The following is a 23,355-nucleotide window of genomic DNA, read 5'->3' on the forward strand; positions in this document are numbered from 1 at the left end:
ATTGCCAGAACAACAACTAATAGAGACCGAATGGAAGGGCAGATCCAAAGGCACCTTATTGGGCTACAAGATTTATATTTTCGTTCTCAAAAATTTTGGTCTTAACGTTGCCTATTTACTACTTCGAACTATTGTTTTCTACTACTTTCTGTTCTCGTACAGAAGTTCAAAGGCCATTTACCCTTATTTTAGAAAGAGGCTTGGCTATTCAAGATTTCGCTCAATTATAAGCATTTACAAGAACTATTTTCTCTTGGGCCAAACATTGTCCGATCGTGTTACGGTCTCCACCGGTTATCGCGATGTCTTCGATTACACCCATGATGGAATAGAAAAAATCGACAGCCTACTGAAAAAGCGACAGGGCGGTATCTTGATCAGTGGCCATTTGGGCAATTTTGAAATCTCCCATTATTTTTTGGAAAACAGATATTCCATTTCAAAGATTAGTATGGTGACAACACAGACCGAACAGGAGAACATTCAAGAATATCTGAGCCAAATGAGCACCGCTACCAGTTTGGAACTGATTTTGGTCAAAGAGGATATGTCACATATTTTTGAGATCCATGCGGCATTGGACAAGGGCGGACTTGTCGTGATAACCGGAGACCGTTTCATGGCCGGAAGCAAATATCTGACCGAAAACCTGTTGGGTGCCCCCGCCAGATTTCCCCTAGGGCCATTTCGCTTGGCGTCACGGCTTAAAGTACCTGTTCTCTTTGTTTATGTCATGAAAGGCAAAAAAAGAAATTATCGTCTGTATGCCAGAACCGCCGATACCCATGCCAATACACCACAATTGTTGTTAAAGGAATACACAAAGAGCATGGAATGGATGTTGACAAAATATCCATTGCAATGGTTCAACTACTTTGATTTTTGGGGTGATAACGTAAAAAAATGAAAGAAGTACTCGTAATACATTATTCGCAAACCGGTCAACTAACGACCATTCTCAACAACGTGGTAGCGAAATTGGATAGTGAGAAAATCAATGTGTCATTCTACGAGATAGTACCCGACCCGCTTTTCGAATTCCCTTGGGAAAAAGAAAAATTTTACGATGCCTTCCCCGAAACATTTTTGCAAATCCCTTCTAAATTCAATCCTCCTAAATCAGAAATACTTGATAAAAAATACGATTTGGTACTCTTTGGATACCAGGTCTGGTTCTTGACACCTTCAATTCCTATCAACTCCTTTTTGAAATCCGATTTTGCCAAACGATTGTTAAAAGACACCCCTGTCGTCACCTTGGTTACCTGTCGAAATATGTGGATCCAGGCACAGGAAAAAATGAAACGGCTACTATCGAACGTAAGTGCCAATCTTGTAGGTCATATCGCTTTGGTCGACAGACATATTAATCATATCAGTGTTATTACGATCGCACATTGGATGTTCTCTGGAAGAAAGGACAGGTATTTGGGTATTTTTCCAAAGCCTGGGATTTCAGACAATGATATCGCCAGCGCTGAAAAATTCGCCCTTCCCATTGAACGGGCTATACTGGCCAATGATTTCACAGACCTTCAGGAAAACCTATTGAGGCTTGATGCCGTACGCATTAATCCTTTTTTAGTGCGAACCGATGAAAGAGGCAATGTCTTATTCTCGAAATGGGCAAACCTTATCATCAAAAAAGGGAAACCGGGCAGTGCCAAACGACTCAAATGGATTGCTTTGTTCAAATATTATTTGTTATTTGCCATCTGGGTCATAGCACCTATAGTTTTTGTTGTATTTTTGCTGACTTATTTGCCCATGACCTCGAAACGGAATAGCGAGCGAAAATACTATTCCTCGGTGTCTTTAAAGGAGAATTGATGAAGGATGTTTATATCACGAGAATAGCCAAATTTCTGCCCAATAATCCCGTTGAAAATGAAGAGATGGAGAAAAAACTGGGTATTATTAATGGTAAGGCGTCAAAAGCACGACGCGTTGTACTTCGCAACAACCGTATTCAAAAACGTTACTATGCCATAGATGAAAATGGCGAAGTGAGCCATAACAATGCGCAACTGACCGCTAAAGCCGTTGAACGACTTTGTGATGGCGATTTTACCGTTCAAGATATCGAGCTGCTTTCAAGCGGAACCTCTAGCCCAGATCAAATATTGCCCTCGCATACGGCGATGGTACATGGTTTTCTAAAAAACCGCACGATGGAGATAAACTCCGCATCAGGGGCCTGTTGTTCTGGCATGAACGCCTTGAAATATGGCTTTATGTCGGTAAAGACCGGTCAGGTGAACAACGCCGTCTGCACCGGATCTGAAAGAACTTCATCATGGATGAGGTCGGATGTCTTTGAAAGTGAGGTCGAACATCTTCAGCAATTGGAAAACAACCCGATTCTAGCTTTTAACAAAGAGTTTTTGCGTTGGATGCTCTCTGACGGCGCGGGTGCATTCTTGCTCGAGAACGAGCCTAAGGGCGATAAACCTTTAAAAATCGAATGGATACAAGGATTTTCGTATGCCCATGAAATGGAAACCTGCATGTACGCCGGCGGGGAAAAACTGGAAAGCGGAAAATTGAAACCTTGGAGCGAATATCCGGCGAATAAATGGAGTGAAATATCGTTGTTCGCGATGAAACAAGATACACGACTACTCGGTGAGAACATTTTGAAAAAAGGGGTGGCGAGCTTAAAACTGGCCTACGAACACCATGGTATTGGTCCAGATGAGGTCGACTACTATCTACCCCATATCTCATCATATTACTTCAAGCAAGGGTTATATGACGAAATGAAATCACAAGGCGTCGAAATGCCCTGGCACAAGTGGTTCTTGAACCTGGACCATGTCGGAAACATCGGTGCGGCCTCGATCTATGTTATGCTTGAGGAGCTAAAAGCATCGGGCAAACTAAAAAAAGGAGACAAAATATTGTTCCATGTTCCAGAAAGTGCACGTTTCTCCTATATGTATGCCTATTTGACCGTTTGTTGATGGCCGATTCGGGAAACATAATCGCAGATGGCGAATTTCTACGAAGCTTGATTCCACAAAAAGATCCATTTGTAATGGTCGATACATTGACCAAGTATACCGAAAGCCGTATTATATCTGAATTTACCATACCAAGCGATAATATTCTGGTCGAAAAAGAACATTTTTCCGCTTCGGGACTTATTGAGAATATGGCCCAAACGGTTGCTCTCCATACCGGCTATAAGTTTTATGTAAAAAAACTACCTGCTCCGGTAGGATATATAGGTGCCATAAAAAAAGCCGAAATCATCACATTGCCCCAAATAGGTCAAAAATTGGTAACTACCGTTGAAATTTTACACGATATAATGGGTGTAACCTTGGTACAGGCCAGGGTAGAATCTGGCGGGTCGCCGTTGGCATCAAGTGAAATGAAAACTATCTTGGCCGGCTGAATGAAAAAACCACGTTACGATATCAATATCAAGAATTTTCTACCGCATAGAGAACCCATGCTATTGGCCACCATAACGCCATATATCGATGAAGTTTCGGTGGTTACGCACTTTAAAATATCCGATGATTGTATTTTTTTGGACAATGAAGGAAGACTTTCCGAGGCAGGCTTGATAGAAAATGCGGCACAGGCCTCTTCGGCAATAGTGGGCCAAAGCTACTTCGATGACGATGATCTCGAGGGAACCGGCAACAAACTGGTCGGATATATCAGCGCCATTAAAAAAGCCGAAGTATTTATACTTCCCGAAATAAACGACCTACTGATAACCAAGGCGAAACTGATTTCAAGATTCGATACGGGAACCATGAGCATTTGTACCATTACTTCTTCCACTTTTAGAAACGATGATTTAATCGTAGATTGTAACTTCAATTTTTTAATCCATGAAGTGCAATAAAAAGCTACCGAATTATTTGGACCATATTTCGATAGTACTTACTGTAAAGATCCAGTAATCGGGCAACCTAAGAAGCAAGTCGATGAAAAAGAAAGAAGTGCCACAAGACCACAGTAATCTGGCCTCGGCCAATATCAAGGATATGGTCTATGCCGTTGATGAAAATGGCGAATACACGACTGAACTAAGTACAGGGTGGGAGCCCAAGACCATTGCCCTTGACAATGCAATCAAAGAAATCGAGGCGCGTGTCGAAGACGCAAGGCAGCGCGTGTTAAAAAATGAAACCAGCCCCATTGAGTATTATATGGAACTTCATAAGATGGACCTCCCTATTTTGGCAAGTTATGTAGGTCTATGGAAATGGCGGGTCAAAAGGCATTTCAAACCATCGGTCTTTAAGGGGCTAAGTGACAGAACACTTCAAAAATATGCCGATGTATTCGAGGTAACCATGGAACAATTAAAGCATTTTGAATCATAATCCATGCAAATAGATTTCACGCACAAACAGGCCGCCCACTGTGAGAACGGGGTAGTATCAAACTTGATGCGCCATAATGGTTTTGAAGTTAGTGAACCTATGGTCTTTGGCATCGGATCGGGGCTGTTATTCAGTTACCTGCCCTTTCTAAAAGTGAATTATGCACCGGTATTTACCTATCGGGCAATGCCAGGACTTATTTTCAACCGTTTTGCAAAACGGGTAGGAATAAAGGTAAAAAGGGAAAAATTCAAAAATCCGGCCGAAGCAAAGGCCAGATTGGATGCCAATTTGGAAAAAGACAACCCGGTCGGGCTACAAGTAGGCGTTTATAGCCTGCCCTACTTTCCGGAAGAATATCGCTTTCATTTCAATGCACACAATATGGTGGTTTATGGTAGGGAAGGCGACACGTACCTGATAAGTGACCCCGTTATGGAAAGTGTCACTACCTTGACCGCCAAAGAATTGGAAAAAGTCCGTTTTGCCAAGGGAGCTTTTGCACCAAAGGGGCACATGTACTATCCTATTTCTTTTCCTGAGACATTAGAGCTTGACAAGGCGATCATGAAGGGAATCAAGCAGACAAGCCGAGACATGATGGCCCCAGTGCCCATCGTCGGTGTCAAGGCAATGCGTTGGGTCGCCAGCAACATTCGCAAGTGGCCAAACAAAATAGGGCCCAAGAAAGCGAACCATTATTTAGGCCAGATTGTTCGTATGCAAGAGGAAATAGGTACGGGCGGGGGTGGTTTTCGCTATATCTATGCCGCGTTCCTGCAAGAATCGAGTCGGGTTTTGAACAATGAAAGTCTCTCTGAACTATCGCAAGAAATGACCGAAATAGGCGACCTTTGGCGTGATTTTGCGTTGGATGCATCCCGTATTTATAAAAATAGAAGTGCCCAATCAGACGGATATAATCATATCGCAGAACAATTGGAGGCTATTGCAGATAGGGAGGCAACTTTTTTTAAGGCCCTTAAAAAGTCGGTCTAATCAATGGTAGAACATTTTATGACCCTCTGGATGATTTTATGATATGATCCAAATCAACAATCTTTCCAAAAAATATAAAAATGCCGATGCCTATTCGGTACATAATATCGATCTGGTCATCGAAGAAGGAGAGATTTTTGGCCTTTTGGGTCCCAACGGTGCAGGCAAAACAACATTGATATCGATGTTGAGTTCATTACTGAAACCCTCTTCGGGAAGTTTTTCGATAAATGGTCTTGATTATAGATCGAACAGGAACGGACTTAAGCAGCACATAGGTATCGTACCCCAAGAATATGCGCTATATCCGACACTTACCGCTTTTGAAAACCTAAGTTATTTCGGCGGCATGTACGGGCTAAAAGGCAAATCGTTGACTGATGGCATCGAAAATAACCTGGAGATTCTCGGACTGTCAGATTTTGCCAATAAAAAGATAAAAACATTCTCGGGCGGAATGAAAAGGCGTATCAATCTGATAGCCGGCATTCTGCATAACCCAAAAGTGTTGTTTCTAGACGAACCCACCGTAGGCGTCGATGTACAGTCGAAGAACGCCATCATCGAACATTTGCTCACGCTCAACACTGGTGGCACGACCATATTTTACACGTCGCACCATTTGAACGAAGCCGAGCATTTTTGTACTCGCGTCGCGATTATCGATAACGGTGAATTGATCGTTATCGGAAGACCTAAAAGCTTGATAAATGATCAAAAGGGAGCCACAAATCTCGAAGACGTGTTCTTGAACCACACCGGAAAAGCATTACGCGACCATGCATAAGCTCTTGGCCTCGACATACAAAGAATTTTTGCTTTTGATCCGTGATATCGGTGGAATTGCAGTTCTTTTTTTGATGCCGCTTCTTTTGGTCATTACCATAACCATTGTTCAAGATGGCACTTTTAAGACCTTGAAAGAAACAAAGATTCCGATATTGCTCGTTGATAATGACAATGGGCAGGTTTCAGAGAACATTCGCGAAACATTGAAAAACTCGGATCAGTTCACGGTCGTAATCAGTTCTGACGAAAGAAAAGTGCAAGAATCGGTACAGAATGGAGAATACCAATTGGCCATCGTGATACCTGAAGACCTATCGAAGGACCTTGACTTAAAGGTTTCGGAGAATGTGGCAACCATTTTGGCAAAATTCAGCGGGGAAGAGGAAATTTCAGGGAGAAAATCGAAAACGAACACCAAAGAGGTCAAACTCTATTTTGACCCGGCCACCCAATTTTCATTCCGTAACTCAGTTAAAAGCGGTATAGACCAAATGGTTTCCAAAATAGAATCCCAGACCATTTACAAAGCTTTTCAAGAAGAACTTACCGATGACCCATCCGAAGAAATTTTTGACACAGAACCCTTTATTCGATTCACCGAAATCGTTCCGAGCAAAGCAGGGCGGTCGGCCGTGATTCCGAATTCTACCCAGCACAATATTCCGGCATGGTCACTTTTTGCCATTTTCTTCATCATATTGCCCCTTGCTATAAATATGGTCAAAGAAAAAAACCAAGGAACATTTGTCCGTTTACGAACACAGCCCGTTTCGTATGCCACGGTTTTGGGCGGAAAGACCATGGTCTTTCTGTCGGTGGCACTGATCCAGTTTACCCTGATGATTTTGGTGGGCCTCTATTTATTCCCATTGATCGGTCTGCCAAAACTAGATGTTGACGGAAGGTTGCCCCTTTTGTTCGTAGTGGCCTTTTTTGCAGGTTTGGCGGCAATCGGTTTGGGTTTGCTTCTGGGATCCATAGCCAAGACCCAAGAGCAGTCCGCACCTTTTGGTGCGACCTTAGTAGTTATATTGGCAGCTATCGGCGGGGTCTGGGTACCTGTTTTTGCCATGCCCGGTTTTATGCAGACGTTATCACAACTATCACCAATGAATTGGGGACTAAGTGCCTTTTATGACGTATTTTTGCGCAATGTCGGATTGGGCGAGATTCTTCCTGAAATTTCACTCTTATTCGGGTTTTTCATACTGACCGTCATTATTGCAGTAATCTATAACGAACGTAGGAATGCCGTCTAAAAAAGAAATCAGTTTTACCAGCGAAGTGCGTATTCGATTCGCGGAAGTCGACCCCCTTGGCATTGTATGGCACGGTAATTACATTCAATATTTCGAAGATGGTCGTGAAGCCTTCGGGCGTCATCACGGCATTTCTTATCTCGACCAAAAGGCAAATAATTTTTCCACCCCGATCGTAGAATCACATTGCGAACACAAACTGCCCTTGACCTATGGCGACGTAGCTACCATCAAGACCACGTATGTCGATTCGGAAGCGGCCAAAATGGTCTTCAAATACGAAGTGATGAACCCCAAGGGACAAGTAGTTTGCACAGGCAGAACGGTACAGGTCTTCGTAGAGTTGCAAGGTGAACTTTCATTGACAATACCCGAGTTCTTTAGAAAATGGAAGCAAAAAGTAGGCCTGTTGAATGGATAGGACCTACCTCTCATACAATTCCATTATTTCCTCTTACGGATTCGACTCCCCATCCGCAATCGAAAGCATAAAAAAGGAAGTGTCCGGTCTTCAGGTATTCGAAGACAAAGCAATTCTTCCTGATCGTTTTTGTGCTTCCCGAATTTCAAATGACAAACTTGATAAAGCATTTGACCGTATGAGGCCCAAGGAACCCCATACCAAACTTGAAAAAGTGCTCATCTTGGCATTGGAGAATATCATTTCAGCTTCCGGAATCGAACTAAACGAAAGGGTCGGTTTGATACTTTCGACCACAAAGGGCAATATCGATGTATTGCAAGAAAATAGTCCTTTTGACGAAAATCGGGTTTATTTGAGTGAAATGGGCCGAAAAATCAAGAATTTTCTTGGTTTTCAAAATGACGCCATTGTACTTTCCAATGCCTGTGTTTCTGGTATTTTGGCGATTGCCATGGCAAAGCGATTTATTCGGCAAGGTAGATTTGACCACGTTTTCGTTGCCGGAGGCGACCTGGTCACCAAATTCATTCTTTCGGGTTTCAACGCCTTTCAGGCTTTGAGCGACCAACCATGTCGCCCCTATTGCAAGACCCGTTCGGGCATTAACATCGGCGAAGTCGGGGCCAGTGCACTTGTGACCAAAGACATCGCAAAACTTGATGATACCTCCGTTGAAATATTGGGCGAATCTTCCTGCAACGATGCCAATCATATCTCGGGTCCGTCTCGAACTGGAGAAGGGCTCTATAGAAGTGTAATTTCCGCGATGGGGCAAGCCCAAATCTCGCCTATGGACATCGATTTTATTTCCGCCCATGGCACGGCCACTCCGTTCAATGATGAAATGGAAGCTATTGCCTTCAACCGCGCCGGATTACAAAATGCGCCGCTCAATAGTCTTAAAGGTTATTTCGGCCACACACTTGGGGCATCTGGACTTCTTGAAACGATCGTAGGCATGCACTCCTTACATTCAAATACACTTTACGCTTCGAAAGGATTTCGCGAGATGGGTGTATCCAAACCTTTGAACATTATCGAAAAGACAAAATCCGCAGCTTTGAATACCTTTATAAAAACCGCCTCGGGGTTTGGAGGGTGCAATACCGCTGTAGTTTTTCGAAAAGCAGCCGTGTAAACATAACGAAGTGCAGAAAGCATATTTTCTACCGTTACGCCAAAATTGCAGGCTAATCCCTAAATTTGTCCTCCATTAATTTACCGAGAATGCCAAAAAAAACAATCAAAGCCATTCATGCTCTAGAAGAAGCCCAAAAGATAGCATTTGCACCCTTTGTTTTTCAGACGACTATCACCTTAAAAAGAATGGGGGTATTGGACTACATCTTTGAAAACGGCAATCAAGGCGGTGTCGATTTTTCTACAATAGCGGAAGCATTGTCCATCGGCGATTATGGTTTAGGTGTGCTGATGGAAATCGCTGAAAGTTCAAATATTGTACAAAAGAACAAGGACAATAAATTTGAATTGACCAAAACCGGGTATTTCTTAACTTGCAATAAGATGACGGAAATCAATCTGAATTTTACGCAAGATGTCTGTTATCAGGGCCTTTTCCATTTGCAAGAGGCGGTCGAAAACAATAAACCGGAAGGACTGAAAGAATTAGGGCCTTGGCCCACCATTTACGAAGGTTTGTCCAAATTAGAACCCAATGCTCAGAAATCATGGTTCGAGTTCGACCACTTTTATTCAGATGGTGTTTTTGACGAAGCTTTAAAAGTGGTCTTCGAACACAAGCCCAAAGTACTTTTCGATATCGGTGGCAACACGGGCAAGTTTGCCATTCAATGCTGTGCCTACGACCCGACTGTAAATGTGTTGATCTTTGACCTGCCGGGTCAATTGTCAAAAGCTTTGATAAACGCCAAAAACAAAGGCCTTGAAAATCGTATCTCGGGTCAAGAAATCGATTGGTTGTCCGAAGACCCTCAAATTCCAAATGGAGCGGATACCATTTGGATGAGCCAATTTTTGGACTGCTTCTCAAAAGAAGAAATCTTAAAAATATTGACTGCCTGTGTGGCTTCTATGCGCGATGATACCCAGCTGTTGATCATGGAAACCTTCACAGATCGTCAAAAATTTGACAACGCACGCTTTACTTTAGAAGCCACCTCGCTCTACTTCACCGTAATGGCAAATGGCAACAGCAAAATGTACAAGGCCACCGAATTTATCGATCTCATTCAACAAGCAGGATTGGAAATCAAATCTGACATTGGTGTCGGGGAATTCCATACCTTGCTGGTCTGTAAAAAGCAATAATCGACATTGACCCAAGAACTATTCATAGCAAGTCATTGCCACATAAGTAATAATATGGTTTCATTGAACGGCACCACCGTTCATGAACAAAAAGGAACGGACTTTGTTTCATTTGCAAAATCGGCTTACAAGAAGTTCGACATCGATTATTCGAAGTTCTTTAAAATGGACAATCTCAGCAAGTTGGCCTTTTTGGCCGCCGACCTGCTTCTAAAGGATGACAATATCAAGGAAAAACAAAATATTGCATTGGTCTTTTCGAACCGGGCCGCAAGCTTGGATACGGATCGTAGACATCAAGAATCGATTTCCAAAAATGACTCATATTTTCCAAGCCCTGCCGTTTTTGTTTATACGTTGCCCAATATCTGTATGGGCGAAATAAGCATTAAACACAAGCTCCATTCAGAAAATGCTTTTTTTATCTTTGAAAAATTCAATGCCCAGTATCTGCACACCTATACGGAAAGCCTGATTCTTGAAAAAAAAGCTGAGAAAGTATTATGCGGATGGACCGAACTTGACGGTGAAAAATACAAGGCGTTTTTGTACGTTGTGGGCAAGAGTGGTATTTTTACACATTCTACACATCAAATAACAAGATTATATCAGAACAAATGACCGAATTGAAATTAGAATTGAAGGAAAAAATAATCGAGCAACTCAACCTTGAAGACGTATCGGCTGATGACATTGCGGACCAAGACCCTCTTTTTGGTGAAGGTTTGGGTCTAGATTCGATTGATGCCTTGGAACTTATAGTTATGCTCGATAAAGACTACGGTATCAAATTGGCCGACCCTAAAGAAGGTCGTAAAATTTTTGAATCGGTAGAAACAATGGCTGCCTATATTACAGCGAATAGAAGTGCTTAAAGCCTTCATATACCGTATAGGTTTCTTACCATTTCTCTTGAAATCATATGCAATTGTCGGTGCGAGCAAAAAAACCTTTTAAATCGTGATATTCGTACTTTTTAAATGATGCGATAACAACATTGAATTCGATATGGGCGCAGGTGTGGCAATAACAGGTATTGGAATAATCTCGGCCATTGGCGGCAATGTCTCGGAGAACTACAGATCGCTGATATCGGGCAAGATCGGTATCGATAAGATAACACAGATCGAAACCGTACACAAAGATGAGATAATGGTCGGCGAAATCAAGGACGACAACCCGACCTTGGAGAAGCGGCTTAAATTTCTTGAAAACCAAAACTCACGTACCGTTCTTATAGGTTGTATCGCCGCTCAGGAAGCCGTCGAACAAGCAGGTATTTTAGATATCAATGACGTTCGCACAGGGTTCATTTCAGGAACGACCGTTGGGGGAATGGACAAATCGGAACAGTATTTCTACGACTATTTTGACCGGCCCGAGGTTCGACAGCACATCACAGGGTTACATGCAGGCGATTCCACCAAAAAAATCGCAGATCATATCGGTCTTAAAGAAGGTTTTGTAACCACGATTAGCACGGCCTGTTCATCAGCGGCCAATGCCATTATGCTAGGTGCCCGCATGATAAAATCAAGACAATTGGATCGGGTCATCGTAGGGGGCACCGATAGTCTTTCAAAATTCACGATCAATGGCTTCAAAACACTAATGATACTATCGGACACGTACAATACACCTTTCGATGATAACCGTAAAGGGTTGAATTTAGGGGAGGCGGCGGCTTACCTCGTACTTGAATCCGATGCCATTGTAAACAAAGAAAATAAAACAGTACTCGGTTACTTGAAGGGATATGGCAATGCCAATGATGCCTATCATCAAACGGCTTCTTCAGAACATGGCGACGGGGCCGTTTTGGCCATGCAAAAGGCACTGGAAGTTGCGGGTATGGACCCTTCTGAAATCGACTATGTCAACGCGCATGGTACTGCTACCCCGAATAATGATCTTTCTGAAGGTAGGGCTCTCATTCGCTTGTTCAACGGCAAAGTTCCCGAATTCAGTTCTACAAAAGCTTTTACCGGTCACACATTGGCGGCCGCTGGCGGTGTGGAAGCCGTATATTCGATATTGGGGCTTCAAAACGATGTTATTTTTCCGAATCTGAATTACAAGACCCAAATGAAGGAGTTTGATATCAGCCCGGTCACCAAGGTCAAGAACAAACCATTGAATACGGTACTTTCGAACTCATTTGGCTTTGGAGGCAATTGCTCAACACTTATTTTTTCGAAGGCCAAATGACAAGACCCGTATATATAAATGGTATTGGGTCTGTTTCTGCCCAAAAGACGTTCGACAATTCGGTCTTCTTAGAAGATGTCACGTATCGCAGCGATACGATAATAAATGTGATATCGCCCGACTATAAAAGCTATATCCCGCCTGCTGCGGCTCGAAGAATGGCCAAGGGAATCAAAATGAGTACGGTAAGTGCCAAAACCGCGATTCAAGAGGCCGATTTGGAGGAAAATAAAATCGATGCCATAATCGTCGGTACCGGATTGGGCTGTATCGGAGATTCCGAAAAATTTGTGAGAGATATTATCGATAACAATGAACAGTATTTGACCCCCACACGTTTTATACAATCATCCCATAATACCGTAGCGGGTCAATTGGCCTTGGGCATGGGTTGTAAGGGTCATAATTTTACCTATGTACACTCGGCCATTTCTTTTGAGTCTGCCTTGCTCGATGCAAAATTGCAACTTGAAAATAAAGAGGCAGACAATATCTTGGTGGGCGGGGTAGATGAATTGGTGGATCATCATATTGACACCCACCGCCTGATAGAACATATCAAGCAAGAGCCGGTAGCGACAATGGCCGTATTAAAATCGGGCACCAAAGGAGCCATTTTTTCAGAGGGTGCACATTTTTTTGTGCTTTCGGGTGAAAAAAGCCATTCTTGCCATGCCGAATTGGTGGGGGTCTCCACATTTAACAATTTGTCCAAAAACCAAGTTTCGGAAAAAGCACGATCCTTTTTGGAAGAAAACAACCTGACTTCCGATTCGATCGACCTCATTATTTTGGGATACAACGGTGACGTTGAATTCGACGGCTATTATGATGGTCTGGCGAATGGCCTTTTTTCAAATACCTGCCAAATCTATTACAAACATCTGGTCGGAGAATTCGATACCGCATCCGGATTTGCATTTTGGTTGGGGAACAAAATAATAAGACATCATAACATTCCCCCGGTATTACGTCTGAATTCCGTCGAGGTTTCAGAACCTAAGCTTATCTTGTGCTATAATCAATATCGAGGTGAAAACCATAGTTTCACCCTGCTCCGTAAATGTTGAAAAGAAAATCGGTCAATACCGTTGCAATCGTTCTACTGTTGGCATTAGCGGGACTGAATTTTGTTATTACCGTTCCATATTCGACCTATGCAGCGGTTTTATTCATATGGTTATCACTTACCGTTCTTGGTTCATTTTTTGTTCAGTGGAACTATCATTTAAAATCGTATCATTCCAATAAAGCCATCAACGAAAATTGGGTTTCGATAACTTTCGACGATGGCCCGAATAGGGAAATCACCCCGAAAATTCTTGAAATCTTGAAAAAGAATGGGGCGAAAGCAACTTTTTTTTGTGTTGGCAAGTACATGGAAAAATATCCAGACCTGACCAATCGGATCATTGAAGAAGGGCATACCTTGGGCAACCACACCTATTCACACCCGGAGGCCTTTGGTTTTTTTGGCACATCGAAAGTTGTGGAAGAACTAAGGAAAACAAAATCGCTGATAAAAGAACTGACCGACAGCGATACGAATCTTTATCGACCGGCATTTGGGGTGACAAACCCCAACATTGAAAAGGCGGTAAAACAGTTGGAGTTAAAACCCATTGGGTGGAACGTCAGATCTTTGGATACCACCTCGCGCCCTGTAAAAACCGTTTTGAGGCGTATCACCTCAAAAGTCTCCAAAGGCGATATTATACTCTTGCACGACACCAGCGAAAAGACGATAAAGGTTTTGGAACGGTTATTGGTATTTTTGCAAGAGAAAAATTTACGGTCCGTTACCGTAGAACAATTGTTGGATATCGATTCACATGCATAAACTTTTTTATTTATTCGTTTTCATGGTTGTTGCCTTGAATGCCCAGACCAAGTTGACCTCGAGCGAAGCCGAGAAGCTGAGAGCAATAGTCAAAGAACAGGCCGAAAAGACCCGAACCATTACCAGCGACTTCACACAATACAAACATCTTGACTTTCTGGCCAACGATATTGAGTCGAAGGGCAAGATGGCGTTCAAAGCCCCTGATATGGTTAAATGGGAGTACGCGGAGCCTTTTGCCTATTCCATAATATTCAAAGATCAGGCACTCTACATCAACGATGATGGAAACAAGAGCAATATGGATGTTGGCGGAAATAAAATCTTTGAACAACTTAACCATTTGATCACGGCGAGCATTCAAGGCGATATGTTTGATGATGACCAATTTGATATTTCATATTTCGCAAAAGATGAAAGAAGCATCGTGCATTTTTCACCTAAAAATTCGCAGCTTAGAGATTTTATCAAGGCATTTCATCTTACCTTCAATAAAAGCGGGGAGGTCGAATCGGTTAAAATGATAGAACCCTCTGGAGATTATACCCGAATCGTACTTGGCAACCGACAAACGAACCAACCTCTTTCCGATGCGGATTTTGTTCATTAGCCTTTGTATTTTTCTGGTAACGGGATGCGCATCCTATCCGAGTAAAAATGGATTTGTTTTGCAGACACCGGTGCCATTCGAATTGCTTAATCCCTATTTTTCACAAATTTCAAAAGATTATGTTTACAAAGCCAGAATAAAGGCTTTTGACAAATCGTTCGGAGGCATTTTCATTGTAAAAAAGCTTGGGGAAGACCATCATCGAATCGTTTTCACCACGGAAATGGGCAATACGATCTTTGATTTTGAGTTTATCGATGAAGAATTCAAAATCAACCGCATTTTGCCCGAAATGGACAAAAAAGCACTCAAAAATATACTAAAAAGCGATTTTTTAGCCCTGATCAGCGCCAAACCCGAGATTTTTGAAATGTTTGCCAAAACCGAAAACACAATTGTTGCGGCCGAAATCCTATCTAAAAAACATTATTATTGGTTCACAGGTGAACAACTGACAAAAATCTCGCGTACCGCCCGAGAAAAAGAGAAAGTTACTTTTTCGTTCTCGCGAATTAATAATAACATTGCAGAAGAAATACGGATTATCCATCAAAATGTCAAACTCGAAATCATTTTAACCCTATTGTAAATGTGCAAGACAAAGATCTTCTTTTTGATTTTGGCATTGTCTTTTTTAAGCTTTGTTCAGGCACAGGTAAGGCCGGGTGTCAAGTTGGGCCTGAACAGTTCGAATGTCAGTAATACTAGGCTCGATTCAAAATCAGGGCTCTATATCGGTGCCTTTGTGAAAATCCCCGTTTCCGATTATTATGCCTTGCAGCCCGAACTGCTTTATTCCAGTCAGGGCGGCAAGTCGAATTCCGATGAATATGGCGATTTGAACATCAATTATTTTTCGATCGGCATTCCGAACAAATTTTATGTCAGCCCGAAAAATGGGTTCCATTTCATACTGGGGCTCGGTCTTGATGTCAATCTAAAAAATAATTTTGTCGGCTTGACCAATTTCGACTTTGACGACGAAATATCACCGGTCGATGTGGTTGCATTGGGCGGAATAGGTTTTGAATTCGATTTTGGACTGACCTTGGAAGCGCGTTACAAGCAAGGCACCATAAGTATTGATTTCTTGGGTGAAAACAATCTTTACGAAGAACCGGGCAGCAACCTCAACGGTGTTTTTCAATTTGGCGCATCGTATAAATTCAAACTCTAAAATCCATGCTGATCAAAGGCCTTTATACTATTCAACATTTCAGGTTCGAAGACCAGAGCGTTAAGGCAACCTTACAATTGAACAAAGACCATAGGGTATTCGAAGGTCATTTTCCGGGCAATCCGGTCATGCCAGGTGTTTGCATGATCCAGATAATCAAAGAGCTTACCGAAAAGGCCCTCGAAAAAAAATTGTTTTTATCCGTAGCCTCGAACGTAAAATTCATGGCGATTATCAATCCTGAAAAGAACGGTATTATACAGCTGGTTTTGGACATTACCGAAGAGGATGCAATCGTTAAAGTCAAAAATACAACTTCCTTCGAGGATACTGTGGCATTAAAATTGAACGCTACTTTCAAAACTTTATCGTAATAGGATGCGCTTAAAACTCGTGTTTCTTTTTATAGGATTGCTATTGACAGATGTTTTGCCCGACTTGGCATCAGTACGCAATCAATATCGCGAGGCTTCGAACAATGAAGAGGTGGCAAAAAAACTGCACGACGAGTTAATTTCGGTGACCAAAAACGATGTTCCGGTACTATTGGCGTACAAGGGGGCGGTTACTACGATAATGGCCGATTACGCCCAACGTATTAAAGACAAAAAGCTTTTTTTCAAAGAAGGCAAAGAGTTATTGGAACATGCCGTGCAAAGTGACCCGAACAATGTTGAGATTCGATGTATTCGCCTGAGCGTTCAAGAAAACGCCCCAAAAATTACCGGCTATCACAAAAATATGGCTGAGGACAAGAAATTCATACTAGCCAACTACACTACCATGACCGACAATGGGGCGAGGCTCTTCGTCAAAGGTTACGTGACCGGATCAAGCTTCTTCACCGATAGTGAAAAGCAATTGTTTTAGGCATTTGAATCGCTATCTTTGCTATAAAATACAGCTCCTTGTTATAAGGATCATTAATTGATTCATAGTGTCGGTCCCTACCCCGTTTGTTCAAGAAACCATGCAAAGGCTAAAATGCTGTGTATTGGTACCTACCTACAACAACGCGGGCACTTTGCAAAAGGTGTTGGACGGAATTCTGAAACAGACCTTCAATATCATCGTTATCGATGACGGCGCTACCGATGGCACGAAAGAGATCTTGGATGCCTACCCCCAAATAAAAAGAATACATATTCCGGACAACAAAGGAAAGGGAAATGCACTACGGACAGGTTTCGATGAGGCCATAAAGCAAGGTTATGAATTTGCGATTTCAATTGATTCGGATGGACAGCATTTTCCCGAGGACATTCCTGTCTTTTTGGATGCCCTTGAAAAAGAGGAGACCAAAAACGTACTCTATATCGGTGCACGTAACATGGAACAGTCAGATGTCCCCGGAGGCAGCAGTTTCGGCAATAGATTCTCGAATTTTTGGTTCTGGTTCGAGACGGGCACTTGGTTAAGCGACACACAATGTGGTTTTCGACTGTACCCATTAAAGCAAATCGCCGACCTAAAGCTCTACACGCCTAAATTCGAGTTTGAAATCGAAGTAATCGTAAAAGCATCATGGCACGGTACACGCGTGAAAAACGTTCCCGTGCAGATTTCGTACGATGCGGACGAACGTGTCTCACATTTTAGAAAAGTATCCGATTTTGCACGTATCAGTGTGCTCAATACTTGGTTCGTGATCGTGGCCATCTTTTATATCAAGCCGCGAAATTTCTTTCGTCGCCTGAAAAGAAAGGGAATCAAAAAGTTTTTGACCGAAGATGTGCTCGGCAGCCATGATTCGCCGCAAAAAAAAGCGTTTTCGATCGCACTGGGCCTTTTTGTCGGGTTGAGCCCTTTTTGGGGCCTGCACACGGTTCTCGTTTTGGGATCTGCATTTATTTTCCGGTTGAACAAGGCAATCGCCTTTGCTTTTTCAAATATTAGCCTGCCCCCTTTCATTCCCTTTGTCGTATATGCCGGTCTACAAACCGGTGTTTGGCTCACCGGGGAAGAGCACTTCTTTTCTTTGGAAAATATTACGGACAACCTTGTAACCCTGAAAGGCCTAAAAACCTATTTAGTAGGAAGTCTGGTTTTTGCTTCCTTGGTTTCCATGATATCCGGATTGTTAGGATATATGGTTCTGACACATCTCGCAAAACGCAAAATGGCCGTTGAAAATGGCTGATTTTCTTGTAGGTGCATATCGAATCATAGCTAAAAACAGGTGGTGGGCACTTCTAACACTATCTTTACTGGTCTCAGTGCTGTTCTTCACTGCCCGACAAATCGAGTTCGACGATGACATTACCTCGCTGATCCCCGCCACTGAGGATAGCGAACGGATACAAAAAATACTTGAATCGATCGCTTTTACTGACAAGATCGTGGTCAACATAAGAAAGGACTCGATAGGTTCGGTAGATGACCTTATTGCCTACGCCAATGAATTTCTCGATAGTATCGAAACAAGCCAGGGGGAATTTATCAAGAAAATACAAGGAAGGGTCGACCCCGGTGATGTGCCCAGAACATTGGACCTTGTCTACGAAAACCTACCCATATTTCTAGATGCTTCCGATTATAACATAATTCAGAATAAGTTATCAAAAGATAGTATCGACCAAATTACTTTGGCGAATTACAGAACGTTATTGTCACCAACGGGGATCGTCTCCAAAAAAAACATCTTAAAAGATCCGTTGGGGCTTTCGTTCATTGCCTTGAAAAAACTAGAACAATTAAGTTTCGGCGACGGTTTTAAAATAAAACAGGGCTTCTTGATGAATGATAAGGAGGAGAATATCTTGCTATTTATCACCCCGAAATTCGGCTCTAACGAAACAAATCGAAATTTACCGTTCACAGACGCACTGTATGAAATTCAAGATAATCTCGATGCCAAATATGTTTCTCGGGTCAAAGGTGAATATTTTGGGGCGGCATTGAGCGCAGTATCCAATGCAAATCAGATAAAGCATGACATTCAATTTACGGTGGGTATCGCCCTGACCCTACTACTTTTTGTACTCATTCTTTTTTATCGAAAATTATTGTTGCCGATAATTCTATTTGCACCGACCCTTTTCGGGGGAGTGTTGGCAGTCGCCTTTCTATGTCTGATCCGAACCAAGGTTTCAGCACTTTCCTTGGGCATTGGATCTATTCTACTTGGCGTAACTTTAGATTATGGTCTTCATATATTGACACACATTCGTAACGGAAAATCGATTGAAAGTCTCTATCAAGAGGTCGCACCTTCAGTTTTTATAAGCAGTCTGACCACTGCATCGGCCTTTTTATGTCTTCTCTTTATCGATTCACAGGCCCTTCAAGACTTGGGTATTTTTGCAGCTATCAGTGTTTTAGGGGCTTCTGTTTTTGCCTTAATACTTATTCCACATGCCTATAAAAATACAAGTGTTAGCAACAAGCACACTCTTTTGGATCGCTTGGCAAGCTACGACCTACACAAGAATAGATTCGCGATTTCAGCACTTGCCGTCCTTTTTGTTATCAGTCTCATTACATATAACAGAGTCGTTTTTGACCAAGATATCGCCAAACTCAACTATGAGACCCAAACATTGCTCGATGCCCGTGAACGCCTTGAAAAACTGACTGATATTGGTTCGAAATCCATTTATGTATCTACATATGGCGATGACCTCGAACAGGTATTGCAACAGAACGACAGCCTGTTCCAAAAACTTGAACGATTAAAGAAGAACAATAAGATCGTTAGTTATTCATCAATCGGCGCCCTAATAAAATCGAGGCATTTGCAAGAGCAAAAAATCGATGCATGGAAACAATTTTGGAATCCCGAAAAAATAAACACCCTTAAGCAAAATTTAAACGATAGTGGAACAGAACTTGGATTTAAAAAGAATGCTTTTTCGGAATTCCAAGACCATCTGGAAAACAAGTTCCGAATATTAAGAATTGATGATTTAAAACCGATCAAATCATTTTCGATTGACGATTATCTCGTTCAAGATCCAAATGGAGTGACCATAACGTCGTTGATCAAGGTCGATGATACAAAAACAGACCTCATATATAGACAGTTCGAGGAATCTGCCAACACACTGCTTGTTGATCGCCAACATGTCAATGAAACGTTTTTGGGCAATCTAAAAAATGATTTTAATCGCTTGTTGGGCTATTCATTGGTCGTGGTTCTTTTGATCCTGTTCGTCTATTATAGAAGTCTCACCTTGACCTTGATCACCGCCGTGCCGATTTTTATGACCTGGTTCATCACGGTAGGCATTATGGGGCTTTTGCACATTGAATTCAATATTTTCAATATTATTATATGTAGCTTCATTTTTGGCCTGGGCGTCGATTACAGCATTTTTATCACAAACGGATTGTTGATACGATATCGAACGGGCGAAAAGACATTGCCCACCCACAAAACCTCGATACTACTTTCTGTAATCACCACAATAGCTGGAGTCGGTGTTCTGGTATTTGCCAAACATCCGGTGCTGTTTACCATTTCAACGGTATCATTGGTAGGTATTCTATGTGCCGTACTTGTTGCATTTATTATTCAGCCGTTGCTTTTTAGATTGTTCTTGGGTGATACCGATAAAAGACCGATTCAACCAAGAATTCTATTGCACTCTTTGCTTTCATTCGGGTATTTTGACCTTGGGGGCATCTTGTTCGGCATTTATTCTTGGTTTCACCTCAAAATCGATCCGGGCGCAAGGTTGAAACCGCAATCAGGTCTGCATTATGTAGTTTCAAAATTTATGAAATCGGTGCTTTATACAAATCCGTTTTTATCGAAGCATGTAATAAATCATGACAATGAAACCTTTGACAAGCCAGCCATGTTGATCGCCAATCATACTTCTTTTCTTGACATTTTGGTCATGGGTATGTTGCACCCTAAATCCATTTATCTTGTTAAGGACCATGTTTATAACTCCAAGACCGTAGGCTACGCCGCGAGATTGCACGGATCCTATCCGGTATCCGGGGGAGTAGAAAATGGCGAGGCCTATCTTAAGCAAAAAATCGCACAAGGATTTTCATTGATAGCCTTTCCCGAAGGCACCCGCTCAACGAACAACAAGATAAAGCGTTTTCATAAGGGAGCATTTTATTTGGCCGAACAATTGCAACTCGATATTGTTCCAATAATGATCCATGGATGTTCAGAGGTCTCGCCCAAAGACAGTTTTATTATTCGCGACGGGGCGATAACGGCTGAACTTATGGAAAGAATTCCATATGACGACACCCGTTTTGGGGCGAGTTATTCGCAACGTGCCAAGCATATTGGGGCTTATTTCAGGGCTGAATTCAGAAAAAGGCGCAACAATCTCGAAGGCCCTACCTACTGGCATAAATTGATTTTGGAGAATTACCGGCATAAAGGTGAAGCGATCTACAGATCGGTCAAATCAGATTTGAAGAACAATCAAGATACCTACAAGAATATTTTGGGCTACGTCAATGAAAAAAGCACCATTGTTCATCTCTCTGAAGATTTCGGTCAATTGGATCTGCTCTTGGCATTGGATTCGATTGATCGAAAAATAACCTCTTTTATAGCTGATCTTGAAGCCCGGGCCATACTCAAAAATAATTATCTGACCCATAGATATAGTAAGATTACCACAGTCGATTCTATTGATGAGGCACTAGGCCGACCGGCAAGTGTTCTCATTTTAAACCTGAAATCCCTTAGTATCGCATCAATTGCTGATCTAATAATGGATGAAATCAGTATCTTGATACTATTGAAAGGTAGTCTTGGTGAATCACCTCCCCCAAATTTCACCACAGTCCACCAAAATGATAACTTTATAGTCTTAAAAAGAGGTTTGCAACAGAATGAAGGAGTACTATGATGTAGTGATCATTGGTAGTGGAATGGGCGGATTGGTCGCGGCCAATATCTTGGCACGAGAGGGTAAGTCGGTCTGCGTACTCGAAAAGAACAATCAATTTGGCGGCAACTTACAGACTTTTGTGCGTGACAAAACTATTTTTGATACCGGCGTACATTATTTGGGTGGCCTATCGGAAGGACAAAATCTTTACCGTTATTTCGATTACTTGGGTATTCTTGAAGGACTTCAACTACGAAAGCTTGATAAAGACGGTTTCGACCTGATCACTTTTGACGATGACCATATAGCTTACCCCCATGCCCAAGGTTATGAAAACTTCATAAACAATCTTGTCAAAAAATTTCCTGAAGAAAAAAAAGCCATACGTACCTATTGCGATAAGTTGAAGGAAGTGTGCAAAAAATTTCCCCTGTACAATCTTGAAACGGGAAAACCTTATCATGATGATGCCGCCCTGTTCAATCTAAGGGCAAAGGCTTATATCGATTCACTGACCACAAACGAAAAATTGAGGGCGGTACTTGCAGGCTCGAATATGTTGTATGCCGGTGACCCTGAAAAAACTCCTTTTTATGTACACGCCCTTTCTGTCAATTCGTTCATTGAAAGTGCCTATCGCTGTGCCGATGGCGGTAGCCAAATAACAAAATTGCTCGTTAGACGGCTGAAAAATTTTGGAGGGGATACCGTGAAACATCAAGAAGTAACGCGTATAAATGTTTCAGACAACCGAGTAAATTCAGTAACCACCAAAAAGGGTAAAACGGTTCACGGTGGGCTTTTTATATCGAACATAGAACCCAAGCGCACATTAAAACTTGCTGATGAAGGGCATTTTCGCAAATCGTTCGCGCGACGCATCGAAAAAATGGAAAGCACCATTTCGGCATTTAGTATCCATATCACTTTGAAGCCGAAATCGTTCAAGTACCTTAATCATAACTATTATCATTACAAGAACGAAGAGGCCGTGTGGAATTCTCCGAAATACACCCAGCAAAATTGGCCCCTTAGCTATATGGTCTCTATGGGTACAAGAAAAAATCAAGGCCACTGGGGTGATCAATTAACTGCTATAACGTATATGCGCTTTGAAGAAGTCGAGCCCTGGGTCGACACCTTCAATACTGTTGCCCATAAAAATGATCGGGGCAAATCGTATGAGGAATTTAAATTGAAGAAGACCGAAATCTTCCTTACAGAACTCGAGAAGAAATTTCCTGATATTCGTAATTGTATCCATTCGATATATACCTCGACACCCCTGTCGTATCGCGACTATATTGGCAGCGTGCAAGGTTCCATGTATGGTCATATAAAAGATGCGAACAACCCTCTTAAATCGTTCATTTCGCCGCGCACGAAAATCGAAAACCTATTTTTTACAGGCCAAAGCCTCAACATGCACGGTATTTTGGGGGTTACCATTAGCGGTGTCGTTACCTGCTCGGAGATACTCGGCGGAAAATATTTATTGGATAAAATCGTAAATTCGAAGAACAAGACATCGCAAAAAACAAAGGTGTAATGGAAAATTTCAATACCATTGCCATAACGCAAGTAGCGAATATTTCAAAAGAAGATTT

At 42.1% G+C, this 23,355-nt stretch carries 25 protein-coding genes; all 25 read left to right on the forward strand.

The annotated features are described in order from the left end of the window. Nucleotide 1 precedes the first annotated feature (1 nt). The 25 genes from ACEZ3G_RS04550 to ACEZ3G_RS04670 all read left to right on the forward strand — a co-directional run bounded on the left by ACEZ3G_RS04550 (nucleotide 2) and on the right by ACEZ3G_RS04670 (nucleotide 23,297). Nucleotides 2-907, forward strand: a complete 906-nt coding sequence (locus ACEZ3G_RS04550; protein ID WP_432424258.1) for an LpxL/LpxP family acyltransferase — start codon at nucleotides 2-4, stop codon at nucleotides 905-907. Next, on the forward strand, nucleotides 904-1,830 hold the full coding sequence (locus ACEZ3G_RS04555; RefSeq protein ID WP_432424259.1) for a dialkylrecorsinol condensing enzyme DarA: 927 nt from the start codon (nucleotides 904-906) through the stop codon (nucleotides 1,828-1,830). The genes ACEZ3G_RS04550 and ACEZ3G_RS04555 overlap by 4 nt, the downstream gene beginning before the upstream one ends. Then, entirely contained in the window at nucleotides 1,830-2,963 is a 1,134-nt protein-coding gene (locus tag ACEZ3G_RS04560) for a beta-ketoacyl-ACP synthase III (RefSeq protein WP_432424260.1), read from the forward strand. Before ACEZ3G_RS04555 ends, ACEZ3G_RS04560 begins: the two co-directional genes overlap by 1 nt. Beyond that, on the forward strand, nucleotides 2,963-3,400 hold the full coding sequence (locus ACEZ3G_RS04565) for a hypothetical protein (protein ID WP_432424261.1): 438 nt from the start codon (nucleotides 2,963-2,965) through the stop codon (nucleotides 3,398-3,400). Before ACEZ3G_RS04560 ends, ACEZ3G_RS04565 begins: the two co-directional genes overlap by 1 nt. Beyond that, the gene (locus ACEZ3G_RS04570; RefSeq protein ID WP_432424262.1) at nucleotides 3,401-3,862 is read left to right on the forward strand and encodes an ABC transporter permease; all 462 of its coding nucleotides are present in this window, start codon (nucleotides 3,401-3,403) and stop codon (nucleotides 3,860-3,862) included. A gap of 82 nt (nucleotides 3,863-3,944) precedes the next feature. Continuing rightward, nucleotides 3,945-4,346, forward strand: a complete 402-nt coding sequence (locus tag ACEZ3G_RS04575; protein ID WP_432424263.1) for a hypothetical protein — start codon at nucleotides 3,945-3,947, stop codon at nucleotides 4,344-4,346. A 3-nt stretch (nucleotides 4,347-4,349) separates the two neighbouring features. Continuing rightward, nucleotides 4,350-5,345, forward strand: a complete 996-nt coding sequence (locus ACEZ3G_RS04580; RefSeq protein WP_432424264.1) for a BtrH N-terminal domain-containing protein — start codon at nucleotides 4,350-4,352, stop codon at nucleotides 5,343-5,345. A gap of 43 nt (nucleotides 5,346-5,388) precedes the next feature. Further along, entirely contained in the window at nucleotides 5,389-6,132 is a 744-nt protein-coding gene (locus ACEZ3G_RS04585) for an ABC transporter ATP-binding protein (RefSeq protein WP_432424265.1), read from the forward strand. Continuing rightward, entirely contained in the window at nucleotides 6,125-7,393 is a 1,269-nt protein-coding gene (locus ACEZ3G_RS04590) for an ABC transporter permease (protein WP_432424266.1), read from the forward strand. Before ACEZ3G_RS04585 ends, ACEZ3G_RS04590 begins: the two co-directional genes overlap by 8 nt. Then, on the forward strand, nucleotides 7,383-7,814 hold the full coding sequence (locus tag ACEZ3G_RS04595) for an acyl-CoA thioesterase (protein ID WP_432424267.1): 432 nt from the start codon (nucleotides 7,383-7,385) through the stop codon (nucleotides 7,812-7,814). Before ACEZ3G_RS04590 ends, ACEZ3G_RS04595 begins: the two co-directional genes overlap by 11 nt. After that, complete coding sequence (locus ACEZ3G_RS04600) at nucleotides 7,807-8,955, forward strand: beta-ketoacyl synthase N-terminal-like domain-containing protein (protein ID WP_432424268.1); 1,149 nt, start codon at nucleotides 7,807-7,809, stop codon at nucleotides 8,953-8,955. The genes ACEZ3G_RS04595 and ACEZ3G_RS04600 overlap by 8 nt, the downstream gene beginning before the upstream one ends. An 89-nt stretch (nucleotides 8,956-9,044) precedes the next feature. Then, nucleotides 9,045-10,106, forward strand: a complete 1,062-nt coding sequence (locus ACEZ3G_RS04605) for a methyltransferase (RefSeq protein ID WP_432424269.1) — start codon at nucleotides 9,045-9,047, stop codon at nucleotides 10,104-10,106. Nucleotides 10,107-10,160: 54 nt separating this feature from the next. Beyond that, nucleotides 10,161-10,727: a 3-oxoacyl-ACP synthase gene (locus ACEZ3G_RS04610; protein ID WP_432424270.1), complete on the forward strand. Its 567-nt coding sequence runs from the start codon at nucleotides 10,161-10,163 to the stop codon at nucleotides 10,725-10,727. Then, nucleotides 10,724-10,981 (forward strand): phosphopantetheine-binding protein, encoded by a 258-nt coding sequence (locus ACEZ3G_RS04615; protein ID WP_432424271.1) that lies wholly within the window; start codon nucleotides 10,724-10,726, stop codon nucleotides 10,979-10,981. Before ACEZ3G_RS04610 ends, ACEZ3G_RS04615 begins: the two co-directional genes overlap by 4 nt. A gap of 133 nt (nucleotides 10,982-11,114) precedes the next feature. Further along, nucleotides 11,115-12,314 carry a beta-ketoacyl-[acyl-carrier-protein] synthase family protein gene (locus ACEZ3G_RS04620; RefSeq protein WP_432424272.1) on the forward strand — a complete coding sequence of 400 codons (1,200 nt, stop codon included), beginning with the start codon at nucleotides 11,115-11,117 and terminating at the stop codon, nucleotides 12,312-12,314. Then, on the forward strand, nucleotides 12,311-13,384 hold the full coding sequence (locus ACEZ3G_RS04625; RefSeq protein ID WP_432424273.1) for a beta-ketoacyl synthase N-terminal-like domain-containing protein: 1,074 nt from the start codon (nucleotides 12,311-12,313) through the stop codon (nucleotides 13,382-13,384). The genes ACEZ3G_RS04620 and ACEZ3G_RS04625 overlap by 4 nt, the downstream gene beginning before the upstream one ends. Then, a complete protein-coding gene (locus ACEZ3G_RS04630; RefSeq protein WP_432424274.1) occupies nucleotides 13,378-14,154 on the forward strand; it encodes a polysaccharide deacetylase family protein in 777 nt (258 codons plus the stop codon). Before ACEZ3G_RS04625 ends, ACEZ3G_RS04630 begins: the two co-directional genes overlap by 7 nt. Further along, nucleotides 14,147-14,764, forward strand: a complete 618-nt coding sequence (locus ACEZ3G_RS04635; RefSeq protein ID WP_432424275.1) for a LolA family protein — start codon at nucleotides 14,147-14,149, stop codon at nucleotides 14,762-14,764. The genes ACEZ3G_RS04630 and ACEZ3G_RS04635 overlap by 8 nt, the downstream gene beginning before the upstream one ends. Nucleotides 14,765-14,822: 58 nt before the next feature. Further along, nucleotides 14,823-15,353, forward strand: a complete 531-nt coding sequence (locus ACEZ3G_RS04640) for a hypothetical protein (RefSeq protein WP_432424276.1) — start codon at nucleotides 14,823-14,825, stop codon at nucleotides 15,351-15,353. After that, complete coding sequence (locus ACEZ3G_RS04645; protein WP_432424277.1) at nucleotides 15,354-15,941, forward strand: porin family protein; 588 nt, start codon at nucleotides 15,354-15,356, stop codon at nucleotides 15,939-15,941. 5 nt (nucleotides 15,942-15,946) lie between these two features. Beyond that, on the forward strand, nucleotides 15,947-16,315 hold the full coding sequence (locus tag ACEZ3G_RS04650) for a 3-hydroxyacyl-ACP dehydratase (protein WP_432424278.1): 369 nt from the start codon (nucleotides 15,947-15,949) through the stop codon (nucleotides 16,313-16,315). 4 nt (nucleotides 16,316-16,319) lie between these two features. Next, nucleotides 16,320-16,811, forward strand: a complete 492-nt coding sequence (locus ACEZ3G_RS04655; protein WP_432424279.1) for a hypothetical protein — start codon at nucleotides 16,320-16,322, stop codon at nucleotides 16,809-16,811. Nucleotides 16,812-16,911: 100 nt separating this feature from the next. Beyond that, nucleotides 16,912-18,081 (forward strand): DUF2062 domain-containing protein, encoded by a 1,170-nt coding sequence (locus ACEZ3G_RS04660; RefSeq protein WP_432424280.1) that lies wholly within the window; start codon nucleotides 16,912-16,914, stop codon nucleotides 18,079-18,081. Next, nucleotides 18,074-21,766, forward strand: coding sequence for a 1-acyl-sn-glycerol-3-phosphate acyltransferase (locus tag ACEZ3G_RS04665; protein WP_432424281.1), 3,693 nt, complete (start codon nucleotides 18,074-18,076; stop codon nucleotides 21,764-21,766). Before ACEZ3G_RS04660 ends, ACEZ3G_RS04665 begins: the two co-directional genes overlap by 8 nt. Beyond that, nucleotides 21,750-23,297 carry a phytoene desaturase family protein gene (locus ACEZ3G_RS04670; protein WP_432424282.1) on the forward strand — a complete coding sequence of 516 codons (1,548 nt, stop codon included), beginning with the start codon at nucleotides 21,750-21,752 and terminating at the stop codon, nucleotides 23,295-23,297. Before ACEZ3G_RS04665 ends, ACEZ3G_RS04670 begins: the two co-directional genes overlap by 17 nt. Nucleotides 23,298-23,355 lie beyond the last annotated feature (58 nt).

Source organism: Meishania litoralis, assembly GCF_042611095.1.
Classification (GTDB): domain Bacteria; phylum Bacteroidota; class Bacteroidia; order Flavobacteriales; family Flavobacteriaceae; genus Meishania; species Meishania litoralis.

Excerpts from the sequence above, each read along its gene's own strand:
- ACEZ3G_RS04555 (WP_432424259.1), top strand. The coding sequence starts at position 904 with ATGAAAGAAGTACTCGTAATACATTATTCGCAAACCGGTCAACTAACG.
- ACEZ3G_RS04560 (WP_432424260.1), top strand. The coding sequence starts at position 1,830 with ATGAAGGATGTTTATATCACGAGAATAGCCAAATTTCTGCCCAATAAT.
- ACEZ3G_RS04565 (WP_432424261.1), top strand. The coding sequence starts at position 2,963 with ATGGCCGATTCGGGAAACATAATCGCAGATGGCGAATTTCTACGAAGC.
- ACEZ3G_RS04570 (WP_432424262.1), top strand. The coding sequence starts at position 3,401 with ATGAAAAAACCACGTTACGATATCAATATCAAGAATTTTCTACCGCAT.
- ACEZ3G_RS04575 (WP_432424263.1), top strand. The coding sequence starts at position 3,945 with ATGAAAAAGAAAGAAGTGCCACAAGACCACAGTAATCTGGCCTCGGCC.
- ACEZ3G_RS04580 (WP_432424264.1), top strand. The coding sequence starts at position 4,350 with ATGCAAATAGATTTCACGCACAAACAGGCCGCCCACTGTGAGAACGGG.
- ACEZ3G_RS04585 (WP_432424265.1), top strand. The coding sequence starts at position 5,389 with ATGATCCAAATCAACAATCTTTCCAAAAAATATAAAAATGCCGATGCC.
- ACEZ3G_RS04590 (WP_432424266.1), top strand. The coding sequence starts at position 6,125 with ATGCATAAGCTCTTGGCCTCGACATACAAAGAATTTTTGCTTTTGATC.
- ACEZ3G_RS04595 (WP_432424267.1), top strand. The coding sequence starts at position 7,383 with ATGCCGTCTAAAAAAGAAATCAGTTTTACCAGCGAAGTGCGTATTCGA.
- ACEZ3G_RS04600 (WP_432424268.1), top strand. The coding sequence starts at position 7,807 with ATGGATAGGACCTACCTCTCATACAATTCCATTATTTCCTCTTACGGA.
- ACEZ3G_RS04605 (WP_432424269.1), top strand. The coding sequence starts at position 9,045 with ATGCCAAAAAAAACAATCAAAGCCATTCATGCTCTAGAAGAAGCCCAA.
- ACEZ3G_RS04610 (WP_432424270.1), top strand. The coding sequence starts at position 10,161 with ATGGTTTCATTGAACGGCACCACCGTTCATGAACAAAAAGGAACGGAC.
- ACEZ3G_RS04615 (WP_432424271.1), top strand. The coding sequence starts at position 10,724 with ATGACCGAATTGAAATTAGAATTGAAGGAAAAAATAATCGAGCAACTC.
- ACEZ3G_RS04620 (WP_432424272.1), top strand. The coding sequence starts at position 11,115 with ATGGGCGCAGGTGTGGCAATAACAGGTATTGGAATAATCTCGGCCATT.
- ACEZ3G_RS04625 (WP_432424273.1), top strand. The coding sequence starts at position 12,311 with ATGACAAGACCCGTATATATAAATGGTATTGGGTCTGTTTCTGCCCAA.
- ACEZ3G_RS04630 (WP_432424274.1), top strand. The coding sequence starts at position 13,378 with ATGTTGAAAAGAAAATCGGTCAATACCGTTGCAATCGTTCTACTGTTG.
- ACEZ3G_RS04635 (WP_432424275.1), top strand. The coding sequence starts at position 14,147 with ATGCATAAACTTTTTTATTTATTCGTTTTCATGGTTGTTGCCTTGAAT.
- ACEZ3G_RS04645 (WP_432424277.1), top strand. The coding sequence starts at position 15,354 with ATGTGCAAGACAAAGATCTTCTTTTTGATTTTGGCATTGTCTTTTTTA.
- ACEZ3G_RS04650 (WP_432424278.1), top strand. The coding sequence starts at position 15,947 with ATGCTGATCAAAGGCCTTTATACTATTCAACATTTCAGGTTCGAAGAC.
- ACEZ3G_RS04655 (WP_432424279.1), top strand. The coding sequence starts at position 16,320 with ATGCGCTTAAAACTCGTGTTTCTTTTTATAGGATTGCTATTGACAGAT.
- ACEZ3G_RS04660 (WP_432424280.1), top strand. The coding sequence starts at position 16,912 with ATGCAAAGGCTAAAATGCTGTGTATTGGTACCTACCTACAACAACGCG.
- ACEZ3G_RS04665 (WP_432424281.1), top strand. The coding sequence starts at position 18,074 with ATGGCTGATTTTCTTGTAGGTGCATATCGAATCATAGCTAAAAACAGG.
- ACEZ3G_RS04670 (WP_432424282.1), top strand. The coding sequence starts at position 21,750 with ATGAAGGAGTACTATGATGTAGTGATCATTGGTAGTGGAATGGGCGGA.